The 15207-nt window shown below is 64.5% G+C and carries 17 protein-coding genes; 14 read left to right on the top strand and 3 right to left on the bottom strand.

The features are described from left to right. Positions 1–7 precede the first annotated feature (7 nt). Together JEQ47_RS15330 and JEQ47_RS15335 are read left to right on the top strand one after the other, a co-directional pair. Complete coding sequence (locus JEQ47_RS15330; RefSeq protein ID WP_198877275.1) at positions 8–427, top strand: acyl-CoA thioesterase; 420 nt, start codon at positions 8–10, stop codon at positions 425–427. Next, on the top strand, positions 424–1197 hold the full coding sequence (locus tag JEQ47_RS15335) for a crotonase/enoyl-CoA hydratase family protein (RefSeq protein ID WP_198877276.1): 774 nt from the start codon (positions 424–426) through the stop codon (positions 1195–1197). The genes JEQ47_RS15330 and JEQ47_RS15335 overlap by 4 nt, the downstream gene beginning before the upstream one ends. Before the next feature lie 45 nt (positions 1198–1242). Here JEQ47_RS15335 and JEQ47_RS15340 read toward each other — a convergent pair whose 3' ends face one another. After that, complete coding sequence (locus JEQ47_RS15340; RefSeq protein WP_198877277.1) at positions 1243–1704, bottom strand: MarR family winged helix-turn-helix transcriptional regulator; 462 nt, start codon at positions 1702–1704, stop codon at positions 1243–1245. A gap of 241 nt (positions 1705–1945) precedes the next feature. Between JEQ47_RS15340 and JEQ47_RS15345 the strand changes: the two genes are divergently transcribed. The 3 genes from JEQ47_RS15345 to JEQ47_RS15355 all read left to right on the top strand — a co-directional run bounded on the left by JEQ47_RS15345 (position 1946) and on the right by JEQ47_RS15355 (position 4901). Continuing rightward, positions 1946–2488 (top strand): TRAP transporter small permease, encoded by a 543-nt coding sequence (locus tag JEQ47_RS15345; RefSeq protein ID WP_198877278.1) that lies wholly within the window; start codon positions 1946–1948, stop codon positions 2486–2488. Then, positions 2485–3807, top strand: coding sequence for a TRAP transporter large permease (locus JEQ47_RS15350; protein ID WP_198877279.1), 1323 nt, complete (start codon positions 2485–2487; stop codon positions 3805–3807). The genes JEQ47_RS15345 and JEQ47_RS15350 overlap by 4 nt, the downstream gene beginning before the upstream one ends. Positions 3808–3881: 74 nt before the next feature. Continuing rightward, on the top strand, positions 3882–4901 hold the full coding sequence (locus JEQ47_RS15355) for a TRAP transporter substrate-binding protein (RefSeq protein WP_198877280.1): 1020 nt from the start codon (positions 3882–3884) through the stop codon (positions 4899–4901). Between the two features lie 446 nt (positions 4902–5347). Here the strand turns inward: JEQ47_RS15355 and pobA are convergent, their stop codons facing one another. Continuing rightward, positions 5348–6505 carry a 4-hydroxybenzoate 3-monooxygenase gene (gene pobA, locus JEQ47_RS15360; protein ID WP_198877281.1) on the bottom strand — a complete coding sequence of 386 codons (1158 nt, stop codon included), beginning with the start codon at positions 6503–6505 and terminating at the stop codon, positions 5348–5350. A 52-nt stretch (positions 6506–6557) separates the two neighbouring features. On the opposite strand from pobA, the gene JEQ47_RS15365 reads away from it, so the two are divergent. After that, positions 6558–7430 (top strand): helix-turn-helix domain-containing protein, encoded by an 873-nt coding sequence (locus tag JEQ47_RS15365; protein ID WP_236020891.1) that lies wholly within the window; start codon positions 6558–6560, stop codon positions 7428–7430. A 144-nt stretch (positions 7431–7574) separates the two neighbouring features. Here the strand turns inward: JEQ47_RS15365 and pcaQ are convergent, their stop codons facing one another. Beyond that, entirely contained in the window at positions 7575–8510 is a 936-nt protein-coding gene (gene pcaQ / locus JEQ47_RS15370; RefSeq protein WP_210338028.1) for a pca operon transcription factor PcaQ, read from the bottom strand. Positions 8511–8657: 147 nt separating this feature from the next. On the opposite strand from pcaQ, the gene pcaD reads away from it, so the two are divergent. The 8 genes from pcaD to pcaF all read left to right on the top strand — a co-directional run bounded on the left by pcaD (position 8658) and on the right by pcaF (position 15207). Continuing rightward, positions 8658–9449 (top strand): 3-oxoadipate enol-lactonase, encoded by a 792-nt coding sequence (gene pcaD, locus JEQ47_RS15375; RefSeq protein ID WP_198877282.1) that lies wholly within the window; start codon positions 8658–8660, stop codon positions 9447–9449. Then, entirely contained in the window at positions 9442–9831 is a 390-nt protein-coding gene (gene pcaC, locus JEQ47_RS15380; RefSeq protein WP_198877283.1) for a 4-carboxymuconolactone decarboxylase, read from the top strand. Before pcaD ends, pcaC begins: the two co-directional genes overlap by 8 nt. Beyond that, positions 9828–10574: a protocatechuate 3,4-dioxygenase subunit beta gene (gene pcaH / locus JEQ47_RS15385; protein ID WP_198877284.1), complete on the top strand. Its 747-nt coding sequence runs from the start codon at positions 9828–9830 to the stop codon at positions 10572–10574. The genes pcaC and pcaH overlap by 4 nt, the downstream gene beginning before the upstream one ends. Continuing rightward, positions 10574–11185, top strand: coding sequence for a protocatechuate 3,4-dioxygenase subunit alpha (gene pcaG, locus JEQ47_RS15390; protein ID WP_198877285.1), 612 nt, complete (start codon positions 10574–10576; stop codon positions 11183–11185). The genes pcaH and pcaG overlap by 1 nt, the downstream gene beginning before the upstream one ends. Before the next feature lie 149 nt (positions 11186–11334). Further along, positions 11335–12363 (top strand): 3-carboxy-cis,cis-muconate cycloisomerase, encoded by a 1029-nt coding sequence (locus tag JEQ47_RS15395; protein ID WP_198877286.1) that lies wholly within the window; start codon positions 11335–11337, stop codon positions 12361–12363. A 249-nt stretch (positions 12364–12612) separates the two neighbouring features. Continuing rightward, positions 12613–13335 (top strand): 3-oxoacid CoA-transferase subunit A, encoded by a 723-nt coding sequence (locus JEQ47_RS15400; protein WP_198877287.1) that lies wholly within the window; start codon positions 12613–12615, stop codon positions 13333–13335. Beyond that, entirely contained in the window at positions 13332–14003 is a 672-nt protein-coding gene (locus JEQ47_RS15405; RefSeq protein WP_198877288.1) for a 3-oxoacid CoA-transferase subunit B, read from the top strand. Before JEQ47_RS15400 ends, JEQ47_RS15405 begins: the two co-directional genes overlap by 4 nt. A gap of 1 nt (position 14004) precedes the next feature. Continuing rightward, entirely contained in the window at positions 14005–15207 is a 1203-nt protein-coding gene (pcaF, locus tag JEQ47_RS15410) for a 3-oxoadipyl-CoA thiolase (RefSeq protein ID WP_198877289.1), read from the top strand.

Below are 15207 nucleotides of genomic sequence, written 5' to 3' on the forward strand. Positions count from 1 at the left end.
AGACGCCATGTATTCGCGCACGACCGCGGTAGAGATCCAGTTCGGCGACTGCGACCCGGCAGGCATCGTCTATTACCCTAATTATTTCCGCTTCTTCGACAATGCCACGGCCGGCCTGCTCTCGGCGGTCTTTGCCATGCACAAGCGCAACTGGCTCGAGCATTACGGGATCCTGGGCATCCCCATGGTCGATACCGGCGCCCGCTTCATCCGTCCGTCCAGCTTTGGCGACGTGGTGGAGATCAGGAGCGAGATTGCCGAGCTCGGCCGCTCGAGCTTCGGGGTGAAACACAGCCTGTTGCGCGACGGCGAGCTGGCCATAGAGGCGCATGAAAAGCGCGTCTGGGTGGTCAAGGGCGAGGATGGCGGCATTCGTTCGGCGCCGCTGCCGGACGAGGTGAGACGACTTCTGGGACAGGACGCATGATGGACAAGGACAATGTGCTGCTGGTCGAGCAGAAGGGGGCAATCACCCACCTCACGCTCAACCGCCCGGACAAGCGCAACGCGCTCAATGACGATCTCGTCGCGGCGCTCGACCGGTTCTTCGCCAATGTGCCGTCGGCGACGCGGGCCATCGTTATCTCGGGCGCGGGTGGACACTTTTCGTCCGGGCTCGATCTCTCCCAGCATGTGGCGCGCGAGCCGCTGGAAGTCATGGCCCATTCGCGCAACTGGCACCGGGCGGTGGCGCAGATTGCCCATTCGCCGGTCCCGGTCATCGCTGCAATGAGCGGCGCGGTGATGGGTGGAGGCCTTGAAGTCGCCGCCACCTGCCATGTGCGCGTGGCTGAGGAGAGCGTGCGCTTCCAGATGCCCGAGGGCCTGCGCGGCATCTTTGTCGGTGGCGGCGGTTCGGTGCGGATTTCCCGCCTGATCGGACCGGACCGGCTGACCGAAATGATGCTGACCGGGCGCACCTATTCGGGCGCGGAAGGCGAGCGGCTGGGCCTTGCCCATCACGTCGTGTCCGAAGGACAGGCACTGGCAAGAGCCTTCGAACTGGCGGAGCGCATCGCCAGGAACTCGCCCACCATCAACGGTTTCATCATCCAGGCGATCGCCCAGATCGGCACCATGTCGCCCGAAGCCGGACTTTATGCCGAAAGCCTCACGGCGGCACTGAGCCAGACCGGTCCCGATGCCGAGGAGGGGCTGCGGGCGTTCCTCGAAAAGCGGCCGCCCAACTTCGGGTAGGGCGCCATTTCCCCACGCCCGCTGTTCCGTCCTCGGGCTTGACCCTCAGATCAACTGGTCCAGCAGGGCCAGCAGCTGGTCGCGGGCCGCCGGGCCGCCCAGCCGGGCAGCGATCTCGTCTTCGAGCTCGGCGTGACGGGACTGGGCCGTGCCGAGAAATGCCGTGCCGGCCGGCGTCAGGTGCAGGGCATTGGCTCTTCTGTCATGGTCCGAGGGGACCCGCTCGACGAGGCCCCGCTGTTCCAGCCCATGCACCAGGGTGACGAAATTGGCGCGCTTGATGCCCAGCACCTGCGCGATTTCGGTCTGTTTGCGGCCGGGATTGTCGGAGATGAGCACGAGCACCGAAAATTCCGCCGGCCGGAGCTTGAACTCGTCGAAAAAGGCGAGGAATTTCTGGAAGACGCTGAGCTGGGCGCGCCGCAGCCGATAACCCACGGCACCCGTCGTCGTTTCGGTGCGCAGGCCGGCTTCGGATTCCGGCAATGTGTCGGCGGGACGTGTCATGATGGCGAACCTAACGGGGCCGGTGCGGAAGGCAAGGGCAACGGACCGATGGGATAGCCCGTATCGCGTCCGTCGGACAGGTTTTATTCGTTACGGTTATAGGATTGGCGCCAAGTGGCGGTAAATTGAGCCTGGCGGCGGCCGGTAACATGTCGTCCAGGTTATATCACGGCGTCCAATTGTCATTTTACATGGCTCAGGGCAGCGCCTTTAATCGGTGCCCAAGTGGGGGAGGACCTACGTGTTCAGAGATGAGTCCCGGTTGGGGCGCTTCGTCGTGGGACTGGCCATGTGGCTGGCCATTGCGGGCGGCCTCGTGCTCATGGCCATGGTCGCCATGATCTGCATATCCATCGTCGGCCGGGCCTTGCTGGCCTTCGGCCTCAAGCCGATCACGGGCGATTATGAACTCGTGTCGATCGGCATGGGTTTTGCCGTCTTTGCCTTCATGCCCTGGGCGCACCTGACCCGCGCCCATGCTCTGGTGTCGCTGATCACCGACAGTTTCGGCCCGGCTATCAACAACTGGATCCTCGTCGTCACCGATCTGATGATGCTGGCGACCTCGGCCTTCATCGCCTGGCGGCTCTATTTCGGCATGATGGACAAGTTCGCCTACAAGGAAACAACCCTGCTGCTCCGCTTTCCGCTGAGCTGGGCTTATGCGATGGGCTTTGTCGGCGCTGTCATCTGGGTGATCGTGTCGCTCTACGTTCTGGGCCGGTCGATCGGCTATGCGACGCGCGGCGAAAGCGAACCCAAGCGCATGGGAGCCGAAGTATGACCCCCCTGATGCTGGGCTTTCTCGGCCTGCCGACCGTCTTGATCCTGATCTTCCTGCGCGTGCCGATCGGCATTGCCATGTTCGCCGTGGGCATTTTTGGCACCTGGATGATCACGGGCAATTTCAACCCGGTCGCCGCGCAGTTCAAGAACCTCACCTATTCGACCTTTGCCTCCTATTCGCTCTCGGTGGTGCCGCTGTTCCTGCTGATGGGCCAGTTCGCCACGGTGAGCGGCCTCTCGGCGAGCCTCTTCAACGCGGCCGCGGCCTGGCTGGGGCATAGAAAGGGCGGCGTGGCCATGGCAGCCATCGGCGCCAGCGCCGGGTTTGGCGCCATCTGCGGCTCCTCGCTGGCAACGGCGGCGACCATGGGCCAGGTGGCGCTGCCCGAACTCAAGAAATACGGCTATTCCGGCGCGCTCTCGACCGCCACCGTTGCTGCGGGCGGCACGCTGGGCATTCTCATTCCGCCTTCGATCATCCTCGTCATCTTCGCCGTGCTGACCGAGCAGAACATCGCCAAGCTGTTCATGGCCGCCTTCATTCCCGGCATCCTCGCGGCCATCGGCTATCTCATCGTCATTGCCATCTATGTGCGCATGGTGCCGGGCTCGGGCGGCACGCGCGAGCGCATGCCCTATGGCGAGCGGTTCAAGGCGCTGGGCCAGACCTGGCCGGTCATGCTGGTTTTTCTTGCCGTCATCGGCGGCATCTATGGCGGCATCTTCACGCCCACCGAGGCAGCGGCCGTGGGTGCCGCCGGCACCTTCCTCATCGCGCTGGCCGCCCGCCGGCTCAATCGCAAGGAAATCGTCGAGGCCTGCCTCTCGACCGCCAGTTCCACCGCCATGATCTTCCTGATCGTCTTCGGCGCTGCCGCCCTCAATGGCTTCCTCGCGCTTTCGCAGGTGCCGCAGACTTTGGCCATGTGGGTCGGCGAGCAGGGCTTCAATCCCTGGATGGTGATGATCCTCGTGCTGATCTTCTATCTGATCCTGGGCTGTTTCATGGACTCGCTCTCCATGATCCTGCTGACGGTGCCGATCATCTATCCGATGATGTCGGTCCTCGATTTCGGCCTGACGCCGGACGAGTTCGGCATCTGGTTCGGTATCATCGTGCTGATCGTGGTGGAGGTGGGTCTCATTACCCCGCCGGTGGGCATGAACCTCTTCATCATCAATTCCATGTCGCCGCAGACGCGGCTGTCGGAGACCTATCGCGGCGTCGTGCCCTTTGTGGCCAGCGACATCATCCGCACCGCCATTCTTGTCGCATTCCCGCCGATCACGCTGTTTCTGGTGTGGATGCTCTACTAGGCAAATCGCCCGCGCCCGGTTGCCGGACGCAGGCAAAGAACCGGCCCAAAGGGCCAACACGGGAGGAGTACCAAATGAAGACCAAGTCCTTGCTGCTGGGCGCGCTGGCCGCGCTGGCCCTGTCCACCAGTGCCTTTGCCCAGGAAGTTACCCTGCGCATCCACCAGTTCCTGCCCGCCCAGGCCACCATGCCGGCCGGCGCCATCGAGCCCTGGGCCAACAAGGTTTCCGAGGAATCCGAGGGCCGCATCAAGTTCGAACTCTACCCGGCCATGCAGCTCGGCGGCGCCCCGGCCGAGCTTTATGACCAGGCCAAGGACGGCGTCGTCGATATCGTCTGGACCGTGCTCGGCTATACGCCCGGCCGCTTCCCCAAGTCCGAAGTGTTCGAACTGCCCTTCATGTCGCCCAATGGCGAAATCGGCTCGGCCGCCTTCTACAACTACGTGATGGCCAATTCCGCCGACGAGTTCGCCGGCGTCCACGTCATCGCGCTCCACACCCACGGCCCCGGCCTCTTCCACTCCAAGGACCCGATCAATACGCTCGAAGACATCAAGGGCATGAAGGTGCGCGGCGGCTCGCGCATCATTTCCGACATGCTTGCCAATCTCGGCGCCGAACCGATCGGCATGCCGGTGCCGCAGACCACCGAGGCGCTCTCCAAGGGGGTCATCGACGGCACCACCGTGCCGTGGGAAGTGACGCCCTCGATCCGCGTCGCGGAACTGGTCACCAACCATACCGGTTTCACCAGCCAGTACGGCCTCTATACCCAGACCTTCGGCTTCATCATGAACCAGGACAGCTACAACAACCTGCCCGATGACCTGAAGGCGATCATCGACGCCAATTCCGGCCTCGAAGTGTCGCGCCAGTTCGGCATGGTGATGGATGAAGGCGACGCCCGCGGCCTCAAGATCGCGGTGGATGCGGGCAACAATATCGTCCAGCTCGACGAAGCCCAGACCCAGCTCTGGATCGACGCCGCCCAGCCTACCATCGACAAGTGGTTTGCCGACATGGAAGGCCAGGGCATTGACGGCAAGGCCCTCTACGACGCCGCCCGCGCCGCCGTCGCCGCCGAAATGTAAGTTGGATTTTTCGAACATTTTGGACCCGGCCGGGAAACTGGCCGGGTCTTTTGTTTTTGGGGTCGGTGGTCGCGGCGATGCTGCGAGGGGTCGGGTGAACGCGTTCCTCGCCCAAACACAGTGCCGCCCTCGGGCTTACCCGAGGGCCTGCCTCAACAGATGCGATGTGGAGAGTGGTCCTCGGGTCAAGCCCGAGGACGGCGCGGTGTAACTTTGGGTTGTGTGCACACCCACGGTGTCATTCCCGCGAAAGCGGGAACCCCGTTTGTGGTCACCAGCGCGCTGTGAGATCCAGAACAGAGGTTCCCGCTTTCGCGGGAATGACCTTGTGAAAGGGATAACCAGTCCTACCCTCACCCGCCGCTGTCATCCCGGCGAAAGCCGGGATCCATCTTTAGATCTCAGGATGGGCCCCGGCTTTCGCCGGGGTGACAGCCGGCGAGAACCTACCCCGGCAGTCCCGTATAATTCTCCGCCAGAGCCTGCTGCGCTATGCGAGACCCTGCCAGGTAGTCGAACTCGGCGCGCTGGATGCGGCGGCCGAAGGCACCGTTTTCCGGGAAAGTGTGCATGAGGCTGGTCATCCACCAGGAAAACCGCTCGGCCTTCCAGATGCGCGACAGCGCTTGGGCCGAATAGAAATCGATGCCGACCGGTGAGTGCTCGCCATAGTATTCGATAAAGGCGTCGGCCAGCATGGCGACATCGCTCATGGCGAGGTTGAGCCCCTTGGCGCCGGTGGGCGGCACGATATGGGCCGCGTCACCGGCCAGGAACAGCTTGCCGAAGCGCAATGGTTCGGCCACGAAACTCCTGAGCGGCGCGATGGATTTTTCAATCGAGGGCCCCGTCTGCAGCGCCTCGGCGGTTTCAGGGTTGAGGCGCGCGCGCAGCTCGTCCCAGAAGCGGGTGTCGCTCCAGGCCTCGACCTTTTCCTCGGCGCCAACCTGCACATAGTAGCGGCTGCGGGTCGGCGAGCGCTGTGAGCAGAGCGCAAAGCCGCGCTGGTGATGGGCATAGATCAGCTCATGGGCGACGGGCGGCTTGTCGACCAGAATGCCGAGCCAGCCGAAGGGATAGACGCGCTCGAAAGTGGCGAGGGACGCCTCCGGCACGCTGGCGCGGCTGACGCCATGGAAACCGTCGCAGCCGGCGATGAAATCGCAATCGAGGCGATGCGTCGTGCCGTCCTTGGTCCAGGTGACGAAAGGTTTTCCGTCGAAATCGTGCAGCGACACATCCTCGGCCTCGTAGATGGTCTGGCCCTCGCGCGCCTCCATCAGGTCGCGGGTGACCTCGGTCTGGCCATAGACCACGACATGACGCCCCACGAGATCGGTGAAGTCGATATGGAGCCGGTCGCCGTCGAAACTGAGTTCGGTGCCGTGATGGACAAGGCCCTCGGCATGAAGCCGTCCCGAGACCTGCGCGCGATCCATGAGATCGACGGTGCCCTGTTCGAGCACGCCGGCGCGGATGCGGCCGAGCACATAGTCGGCGCTCTTGCGCTCGAGAATGACATTGTCGACGCCGGCGAGGTCGAGCAAGCGCCCGAGCATGAGCCCGGCCGGCCCGGCTCCGATAATGGCAACCTGTGTGCGCATTTTTCCTCCCTCGTCCTCGTGGCCACTATGGGTCGGTGGGGGCGGGGGGAGAATGGACAGGCCGGGCAATCTCTTGCACTATCCGAACATGAATTTTGTCCCGACCTATGCCCTTTACGGGGAAACGCAGAGCCCGCACCGGCAGGATTGGCTGCATTGGGAGACCATCCAGGCGCGCAGTCGCCTCCATGACTATCGCATCGCGCCGCACCGGCATGAGCAGTTCTTCCAGGTGCTGTATCTGACCGGCGGCAAGGCCGAGATGCTGCTTGATGGCGACCAGCACGTTCTGCTGCCCGACAGCGTCGCCGTGGTGCCGGCCGGGGTGGTGCACGGCTATGCCTTCAGTGCCGATGTGCGGGGCCTCGTTCTGACCCTGATGGAGCGCGATCTCGATGGCCTCGGTCTCGCCCGGCCCGGCGCAATTGTAATCCGCGGCCAGTGCGGCGAGATCGCCGTGGCGCTGGGGCGGCTGACGGCGGAGGCGGACCGGCCGGGCATAGGGCACGACATGGCGATGCGCGCCCATCTCACCCTGTTGCTGGTGGCGCTGACCCGGGCCCGTCCGGACGGGGCAGGGAGCGTGGAGACGGGACGGGCGGCGCAATTCGTGACGCAGTTCCGCGATCTCGTCGAACAGCGCTTTCGCCAGACGCGTCGGGTGGCCGACTATGCCGGGGCGGTCGGGGTCAGTCAGACCCATCTCAATCGCCTCTGCCGGCAGGTGCTGGGGCGCTCGGCGCTTGCCGTGATCGAAGATCGTGTGGCGCTCGAAGCGCGGCGGCAATTGCTGTTCTCGACCCTGCCGGTCAAGCAGATCGGGGCCGAACTGGGCTATGAGGACCCCGGCTATTTTTCCCGCTTCGTCTCGCGGAAACTGGGCATGGCCCCTGCCGCCCTGCGGTCGCAGATGCGGGGACGGTAGTGCGCCGCCCGCCGTACCCCCACCCTTGGTCCCTCCCCACAAGGGGGAGGGAGACGATGAACATTGACGTCGCGGCCCTGCGCCTCCCTCCCCTTGATGGGGAGGGAATGAGGGTGGGGTGAACCACGCGCGCAGGCTCTCGCGCTAACCCCCCGCCCGTCGCAATTTCTCCGCCACGTCACGCACTGCCTGCATCAGGCTGGTGGCCGCCAGGGTTGCCGGCGTATCGGTGCGGGTGGTGAAACCGACGGGCCCCAGGGTCTCGCTGGTATCGACGGGGAGAATGGCCAACTGCCCCTCGGCGACGTCGTCGGCGACGACGCCTTCGGAAATGATCCAGATGGCGTCGGTTTGCCGGACATAGGAGCGGCCGAAGGCGTTGGAAACGGTCTCGATCTCGTCGCGGAGATGGGTGACGCCATGGGCAAGGAGAATGCGCTCGACCACCGGGCGGATGACCGAATCCGGCGTGGGCATGAGCGTCTGAAAACCCTCGATGAGCCGCAGGTTGAAATCGGGCGCATCGAGCACCGGATGGCCTGGGCGCACGGCAAGCACGACGCGCTCGGAATATAGGTGCTCGAAGCTGAGGCCCACCATGGCATTGGGCTCGGCCATGCGGCCGATGACGATATCGACATCGCCGGTGCGCAGCAGCGAGAGCAGATAGCCATTGGGGCCGGTGATGATGCGGGTGGTGACCCCGGCATTGTCCTGGGTGAAGGCGCGCACTGCATGGGGCAGGATACGGGCTGAGACGGTGGGCAGGGCGCCGACGCGGACCATGGCCGCATCATGGGTGCCGCGGGCGGCATCGATGCCCTGCCGCAGCGCGGCGAGGCTGGTCGAGGCATAGCGGAAGAACACTTCGCCAAAGGCGGTCAGCGCCAGCCGGCGGCGGCTGCGGTCGAACAATTGCCCGCCCAGCAGCGCCTCGAGTTCCTGCACCGTCTTGGTGGCGGCGGGCTGGCTGATATTGAGCGCATCGGCGGCGCCGGCCATGGACCTGAGGCGCGCCACTTCCAGGAAGCAGGCAATGTGCCGCAAGCGGATGCGGGGATCGATGATACGTTGCGCCATGCATTCACCGGTTATCGCATAGGGCCGATTCTCGCCAAAAACGGCCCAATGTGGGGAATGACGATAATCTGACGGTTATGATATGGCCAAGACATATCATTTTACACCAACCCTGCCAGTCCCTTAAATCGAGGCCGAGGGGAAGCCATGTCTTTTGTCCGCATCAACGGCACATTGCTGCACTATCGCCTGGTTGGGCCCGAGGGCGCGCCGGCGCTGGTCTTCGTCAATTCGCTGGGCACCGATGCGCGCATCTGGGATGAGGTCATCGCGGCGCTGAGCGAAACCCATAGCTGCCTCAGCTACGACAAGCGGGGCCATGGCCTTTCCGATGCGCCCGATGGCGACTACGCGCTCGACGACCATCTCGACGATCTCGCCGGTGTGCTGGACCATGCCGGCATCGAACGCGCCGTACTGGTCGGCGTCTCGGTCGGGGGCCTCATTTCTGAGGGCTTCGCTCTGCGCCACCCCGAGCGTGTGGCAGGGCTGGTGCTGTGCTGCACGGCGCCGCGCATGGGCGACACGGCCATGTGGACAGCGCGTATCGAAACCGCGCGGAGCAGGGGGCTGGAGCCGATGGTCGACGCGGTCATGGAGCGCTGGTTCAGCCCCGGTTTTCGTGCCAAGCGGCCCGTCGAGCTCGCCGGCTGGCGCAATCTGTTCCTCCGCACCGACCCACAAGGCTATGCCAATACCTGCGCCACGCTGCGCGACACCGATCTCACCACTGCCATTGCCGGTATCACCGCTCCGGCGCTGATCGTGGCGGGCAGTGCCGATCTGGCCGCGCCGGTGGACCTGGTGCGCAGCGGCCTCGCCATTCCGGGCGCGCGTCTCGAAGTCATCGAGGGCGTCGGCCACATTCCCAGTATCGAGCAGCCCGGCATTCTCGTCGGCCTCATCCAGAATTTTCTCAAGGAGGTCGGCCATGGCTGACTCGGACCTGTTCAACCAGGGCATGGCCACGCGCCGCGCCGTATTGGGCGATGCGCATGTGGACAGTGCCACGGCGCGCAAGACCGGCTTTGACGAGGCCTTCCAAACCTTCATCACCGAAGGTGCCTGGGGCTCGGTGTGGTCGCGGCCGGGGCTGACCAGGCGCGAGCGCTCGATCATCACCCTGGCGCTGCTGGCGGGCCTGGGGCACGAGGAAGAATTCGCCATGCATGTGCGCGCCACGGTCAATACCGGCGCGACGGAGGAAGACATCAAGGAATTGCTGCTGCATGTCGCCGTCTATGCGGGCGTGCCGGCGGCCAACAGTGCCTACAGGATCGCCAAGCAGGAATTGGCCAAGCGGCAGGAGGCAGCGCAATGAGCGGCATCATTCTTCCCGGCGCCGATGGCATGCTGTTCCAGCGCGACCGCGATTGGCACCCCAAGGCCGATACGCCGGGCTACAAATCGACCACTTTTCGCGCGCCAAAGCACAGCCTGCTTGCCCTCGGCCCGACGAAATCCGAGATGACCGGCCCCACCTTTGGCCACGAAAAGCTCGGGCCGCTGGACAACGACCTCATCCGCAATTTCAGCCAGGACGGCACCGACGCCATCGGCCAGCGGATGATCGTTTATGGTCAGGTGCTGGACGAGAATGCGCGGCCAGTGCCGCATACGCTGGTGGAATACTGGCAGGCCAATGCCGGCGGCCGCTACCGTCACAAGAAGGAAGGGTATCTCGCCGCGCTCGACCCCAATTTCGGCGGGTTCGGTCGCTCCATCACCGACGAGAACGGCTTTTATCACTTCCGCACCGTCAAGCCCGGCGCCTATCCCTGGCCCAATACCGGCAATGACTGGCGCCCGGCCCATATCCATTTCTCGGTTTTCGGCCATGCCTTTGCGCAGAGGCTGATCACCCAGATGTATTTCGAGGGCGACCCGATGATCTGGCAGTGCCCGATCGTCGCTACCATCAACGACAAGGCGGCGATCGATCAGTTGACGGCCAAGCTCGACCGGCTGAACACCACACCCATGGATGCGCTGGCCTATCGTTTCGACATCGTGCTGCGCGGCCGCCGCTCGACCATGTTCGAAAACAAGCTGGAGGGGAACTGATGCTGCACCCTGTTCCGACGCTGAAGGAAACCCCCTCCCAGACTGCCGGTCCCTATGTGCATATCGGCATGACGCCGAATTTTTGCGACATCACCGGGGTGATCGCCGAAGACCTTGGCAAGACCATGATCCATGGCGAGGTCGCGGGCGAGCGCATCGATATCGTCATCCGCATGTTTGACGGCGCCGGCACGCCGGTCTTCGATGGCGTGGTGGAAATCTGGCAGGCCGATGCATCGGGCAATTTCGTCGGTCCGACGGCACCCAATTCCAATGCCGTGCCCACCTTTACCGGCTGGGGCCGCCAGCCGGCCAATGAGCAGGGCGAAGTCCGCTTCGAGACGGTCAAGCCCGGCCGCGTCGTGGGGCCCGACGGCAAGCTGCAGGCGCCCCACGTCTCGCTCTGGATCGTGGCGCGCGGCATCAATATCGGCCTTCAGACCCGCCTCTATTTTGACGACGAAGCCGAGGCCAATGGAGGTGATTTCGTGCTCAACAAGATCATGGACAAACGCCGCCGCGAAACGCTGATCGCCAAACGGGATGGCTCGACCTACCGGCTCGACATCCACCTGCAAGGTGAGAAGGAAACGGTGTTTTTCGATATCTGAGGAGGGTGGGTACTCCACCACAGGATGTCATCCCGGCGAAAGCCGGGACCCATCCTGAGATCTCAAGCTGGGCCCCGGCTTTCGCCGGGGTGACAGTCGAGGTTATGAATAGTCTTCAGGGCCGATCGGCTCAAAACCGTCGGAATATCATGACCCTTCTCTCTGCCCTTGCCGGTGACGCCGAAATCGAAGCGCTGCTGTCGGACGCAGCCCAGCTCGACGCCATGCTGGCTTTCGAGCGGGCCTTGGCCGAGGCCAGCGCCGAGGCGGGGTGGATCGCAGACGATGCGGCGGCCGCAATCAATAAAGCCATCGACAGCTATTCCCCGGACTGGTCTGGGCTCGAAGCAGGCATGGCGCAGGACGGTGTCGTCGTGCCGGCACTGGTCAAGCAGCTCAAGGCAAAGGTCGCCGACCCGCATGGCGCCGCCCTGCATCGGGGCGCCACCAGCCAGGATGTGATCGACACGGCGCTGATGCTGCAACTGGCCAAAGTGTTCGACGTCTATGAAGCGCGGCTTTCGGGGCTCCTGGAAAAGCTCGACGCACTCGCAGTCGCGCATGGCGCCAAGCCGCTGATGGCCCATACACGGATGCAGGTGGCCCTGCCCACGACCTGGCGCGCCAAGCTCGGCAGTTGGTCGGAACCGCTGAAGCGCCAATTGCGCGCGCTGGTGGCGATGCGGCGGAGCCTCCTCGTCATCCAGCTCGGCGGGCCGGTGGGCGACCGCGGCAGCTTCGAAACCCATGGCGACGCCATCGCGGCCGGCATGGCGCGGCGCCTTGATCTCGGCCTGGCGACGCCCTGGCAGGCGACGCGCGATCCGATTGCGGCGCTCGGGGGCCTCCTGGCGCAGATTTCCGGGTCGCTCGGAAAACTCGGCATGGACGTGACGCTGCTGGCGCAGAACGAGGTAGCCGCGATCACGCTCGCCGGCGGCGGCGGATCCTCGGCCATGGCGCACAAGTCCAATCCGGTGAATGCCGAGGTGCTGGTGGCGCTGGCGCGGCACAATGCCGGGCTCTCGGGCACGCTCAACCAGGCGCTGGTGCATGAAAACGAACGCTCCGGCGCGGCCTGGACGCTCGAATGGCTGACCCTTCCGTCCATGCTGGTGTCGACGGGCGCGAGCCTGCGGCTGGCGCAGAAGCTGGTCGACCAGATCAGGATCGGGTGAGCCGCGCATCCACCGACTGTCATCCCGGCGCAGGCCGGGATCCATCTCGAAATCTCGGGATGGGCCCCGGCTTCCGCCGGGGTGACAGACATGGTTTTGGTTATTGACCTGCAGGCCTTTCCGTCAAGTTTCTGACGGCGCGGCCAATCTCGATAACCCCTGGCTTATCAGATCGCCCCGCCATTTCATTTCCATTCGCCGCCTTAGGGTGGCATGACTGCCCGCGAATAGGCGGGAAAGGATGTGCCGATGGACAAGACAGTCCCCGACCTCGCGGCGGCCGTATCAGGCATCGAGGATGGCATGGTGCTGATGGTGGGCGGCTTTGGCGGCTCGGGCGCGCCGATCGAACTCATCCATGCGCTGATCGACTGCTTCAAGGCGACCGGGAGCCCGAAAAACCTCACAGTGGTCAACAACAATGCCGGCAATGGCCGCATCGGCATCGCCGCCATGATCGATGCGGGCATGGTCGCGAAAATGATCTGCTCGTTTCCGCGCTCGGCCGATCCACGCGCCTTCACCGAAAAATACCTGGCTGGTGACATCGGCCTTGAACTCGTCCCGCAGGGCACCTTGGCTGAGCGCATCCGCGCCGGTGGCGCCGGGATTCCTGCCTTTTATACGCCCGCCAGCTACGGCACCGATGTCGCCAAAGGCAAGCCGGTGGCCGAATTCGACGGCAAGCATTACGTGCAGGAGCGCTGGCTCAAGGCCGATGCGGCGCTGATCAAGGCCGAACTGGCCGATACTCTGGGCAACCTCACCTATCGCAAGGCGGCGCGCAATTTCTCGCCGCTGATGGCGGCGGCGGCAAAGCTGACCATCGTGCAGGCGACACGCATCGTGACGCCCGGCGACATCGACCCCGAACAGGTCGTGACCCCCGGCATTTTCGTCAATCGGATCGTCGAAGTGGCAGAGCCCAGGCAGGAAGAAGCCCTGATGCGCGAAGGAGTGGCCTACGTATGAGCGCAAAACTTTCCAACGCCCAGATCGCCTGGCGCGCGGCACAGGACATCGAGGACGGCGCCTATGTGAACCTCGGCATCGGCTTCCCCGAAATGGTGGCAAAGTTCCAGCCACCGGGGAAGCAGGCCATCTTTCACACCGAGAATGGCGTGCTGAACTTCGGCGAAGCGCCGGCCGAGGGCGAGGAGGACTGGGACCTCATCAATGCCGGCAAGAAGGCCATCACGCTCCGCCCCGGCGCCGCTTTTTTCCACCATGCCGACAGTTTTGGCATGGTGCGCGGCGGCCATCTCGATGTGGCGATCCTCGGGACCTATGAAGTGGCCGAAAATGGCGATCTCGCCAATTGGTCGACCGGGCCCAAGGGCGTGCCGGCGGTGGGCGGGGCCATGGATCTGGTGCATGGCGCCAAGCGCGTTGCCGTCATCACCGACCACGTCACCAAGGACGGCAAGCCGAAACTGGTGAAGAAGTGCACCCTGCCACTGACCGGCGTCGGCTGCGTCACGCGCGTCTATACCAGCCTTGCCGTGCTCGATATCGAAGGCGGCCGCTTCGTGCTGCGCGAAAAGCTGCCCACGATGAGCGTCGCGGACCTGCAGGCGGTGACCGGCGCCGAAATGGTGCTGCCCGACCAGATCGGCGACCTCGTCGCCCCGGAGCTCTGAGATGACCGAAGCCTTTATCTGCGCCTATAGGCGCACGCCCATCGGCCGCTTTGGCGGCGTGCTGTCATCCGTTCGCCCTGACGACCTCGGCGCCATTCCATTGAAGGCGCTGATGGCGGAGCATGCCGGTGTCGACTGGGAGGCGGTCGACGACGTCATCTTCGGCAATGCCAACCAGGCAGGCGAAGACAACCGCAACGTCGCCCGCATGAGCCTCCTTCTCGCCGGCCTGCCGGTTGGTGTCACCGGCACGACCATGAACCGGCTCTGCGGCTCGGGCATGGATGCTGTCATCACCGCCGCCCGGGCCATCAAGTCGGGCGAGGCCGAGCTGGTGATATCAGGCGGCACCGAGAGCATGTCCCGCGCGCCCTTCGTGCTGCCCAAGGCGGAGACCGCCTTTTCGCGCAATGCGGAGATTTATGACACGACCATCGGCTGGCGCTTCATCAATCCGCTGATGCAGTCGCTCCACGGCACCGATTCCATGCCCGAGACCGGTGAGAACGTGGCGCAGGAATTTGGCGTCAGTCGTGCCGCGCAGGACGCTTTTGCCGTGCGCAGTCAGGAGCGCGCCGTGGCGGCGCAGCAGGATGGACGGCTGGCGCGGGAAATCGTGCCGGTGACCATTGCGCAGAAAAAGGGCGACCCCGTCGTCGTCGACACTGACGAGCATCCGCGCGCCGGGACCACGGTGGAAACCCTCGCCAAGCTCAGGCCGCTCTTCCCCAACGGCACTGTCACTGCCGGCAATGCCTCGGGCGTCAATGACGGCGCCGCGGCGCTGATCATTGCCTCGGAAGCCGCGGCGAAGAAGCATGGCCTGACGCCGATCGCCCGCATTCTCGGTGGCGCCACGGCTGGCGTGCCGCCCCGCATCATGGGCATGGGGCCCGCGCCGGCGAGCCAAAAACTGTTCGCGCGGCTGGGTCTTTCCGAGGCCGATTTCGACGTCATCGAACTCAATGAGGCCTTTGCGAGCCAAGGCATCGCCGTGCTGCGCGAACTCGGCATCGCCGAGGACGATCCGCGCGCCAACCCCAATGGTGGCGCCATTGCGCTGGGCCACCCGCTGGGCATGAGCGGCGCCCGCATCACGGGGTCGGCGGCGCTGGAACTGGCGCTGACAGGCAAAAACCGGGCGCTGGCCACCATGTGCATCGGCGTCGGCCAGGGCATCGCCATTGCTCTGGAACGGGTGTGA

The organism is Devosia sediminis (assembly GCF_016411825.1).
Lineage (GTDB): Bacteria > Pseudomonadota > Alphaproteobacteria > Rhizobiales > Devosiaceae > Devosia > Devosia sediminis.

Excerpts from the sequence above, each read along its gene's own strand:
- pcaH (WP_198877284.1), top strand. The coding sequence starts at position 9,828 with ATGAGCGGCATCATTCTTCCCGGCGCCGATGGCATGCTGTTCCAGCGC.
- pcaG (WP_198877285.1), top strand. The coding sequence starts at position 10,574 with ATGCTGCACCCTGTTCCGACGCTGAAGGAAACCCCCTCCCAGACTGCC.
- JEQ47_RS15395 (WP_198877286.1), top strand. The coding sequence starts at position 11,335 with ATGACCCTTCTCTCTGCCCTTGCCGGTGACGCCGAAATCGAAGCGCTG.
- JEQ47_RS15335 (WP_198877276.1), top strand. The coding sequence starts at position 424 with ATGATGGACAAGGACAATGTGCTGCTGGTCGAGCAGAAGGGGGCAATC.
- JEQ47_RS15405 (WP_198877288.1), top strand. The coding sequence starts at position 13,332 with ATGAGCGCAAAACTTTCCAACGCCCAGATCGCCTGGCGCGCGGCACAG.
- JEQ47_RS15340 (WP_198877277.1), bottom strand. The coding sequence starts at position 1,704 with ATGACACGTCCCGCCGACACATTGCCGGAATCCGAAGCCGGCCTGCGC.
- JEQ47_RS15365 (WP_236020891.1), top strand. The coding sequence starts at position 6,558 with ATGGACAGGCCGGGCAATCTCTTGCACTATCCGAACATGAATTTTGTC.
- JEQ47_RS15330 (WP_198877275.1), top strand. The coding sequence starts at position 8 with ATGTATTCGCGCACGACCGCGGTAGAGATCCAGTTCGGCGACTGCGAC.
- pcaC (WP_198877283.1), top strand. The coding sequence starts at position 9,442 with ATGGCTGACTCGGACCTGTTCAACCAGGGCATGGCCACGCGCCGCGCC.
- pobA (WP_198877281.1), bottom strand. The coding sequence starts at position 6,505 with ATGCGCACACAGGTTGCCATTATCGGAGCCGGGCCGGCCGGGCTCATG.
- JEQ47_RS15355 (WP_198877280.1), top strand. The coding sequence starts at position 3,882 with ATGAAGACCAAGTCCTTGCTGCTGGGCGCGCTGGCCGCGCTGGCCCTG.
- pcaQ (WP_210338028.1), bottom strand. The coding sequence starts at position 8,510 with ATGGCGCAACGTATCATCGATCCCCGCATCCGCTTGCGGCACATTGCC.
- pcaF (WP_198877289.1), top strand. The coding sequence starts at position 14,005 with ATGACCGAAGCCTTTATCTGCGCCTATAGGCGCACGCCCATCGGCCGC.
- JEQ47_RS15400 (WP_198877287.1), top strand. The coding sequence starts at position 12,613 with ATGGACAAGACAGTCCCCGACCTCGCGGCGGCCGTATCAGGCATCGAG.
- pcaD (WP_198877282.1), top strand. The coding sequence starts at position 8,658 with ATGTCTTTTGTCCGCATCAACGGCACATTGCTGCACTATCGCCTGGTT.
- JEQ47_RS15350 (WP_198877279.1), top strand. The coding sequence starts at position 2,485 with ATGACCCCCCTGATGCTGGGCTTTCTCGGCCTGCCGACCGTCTTGATC.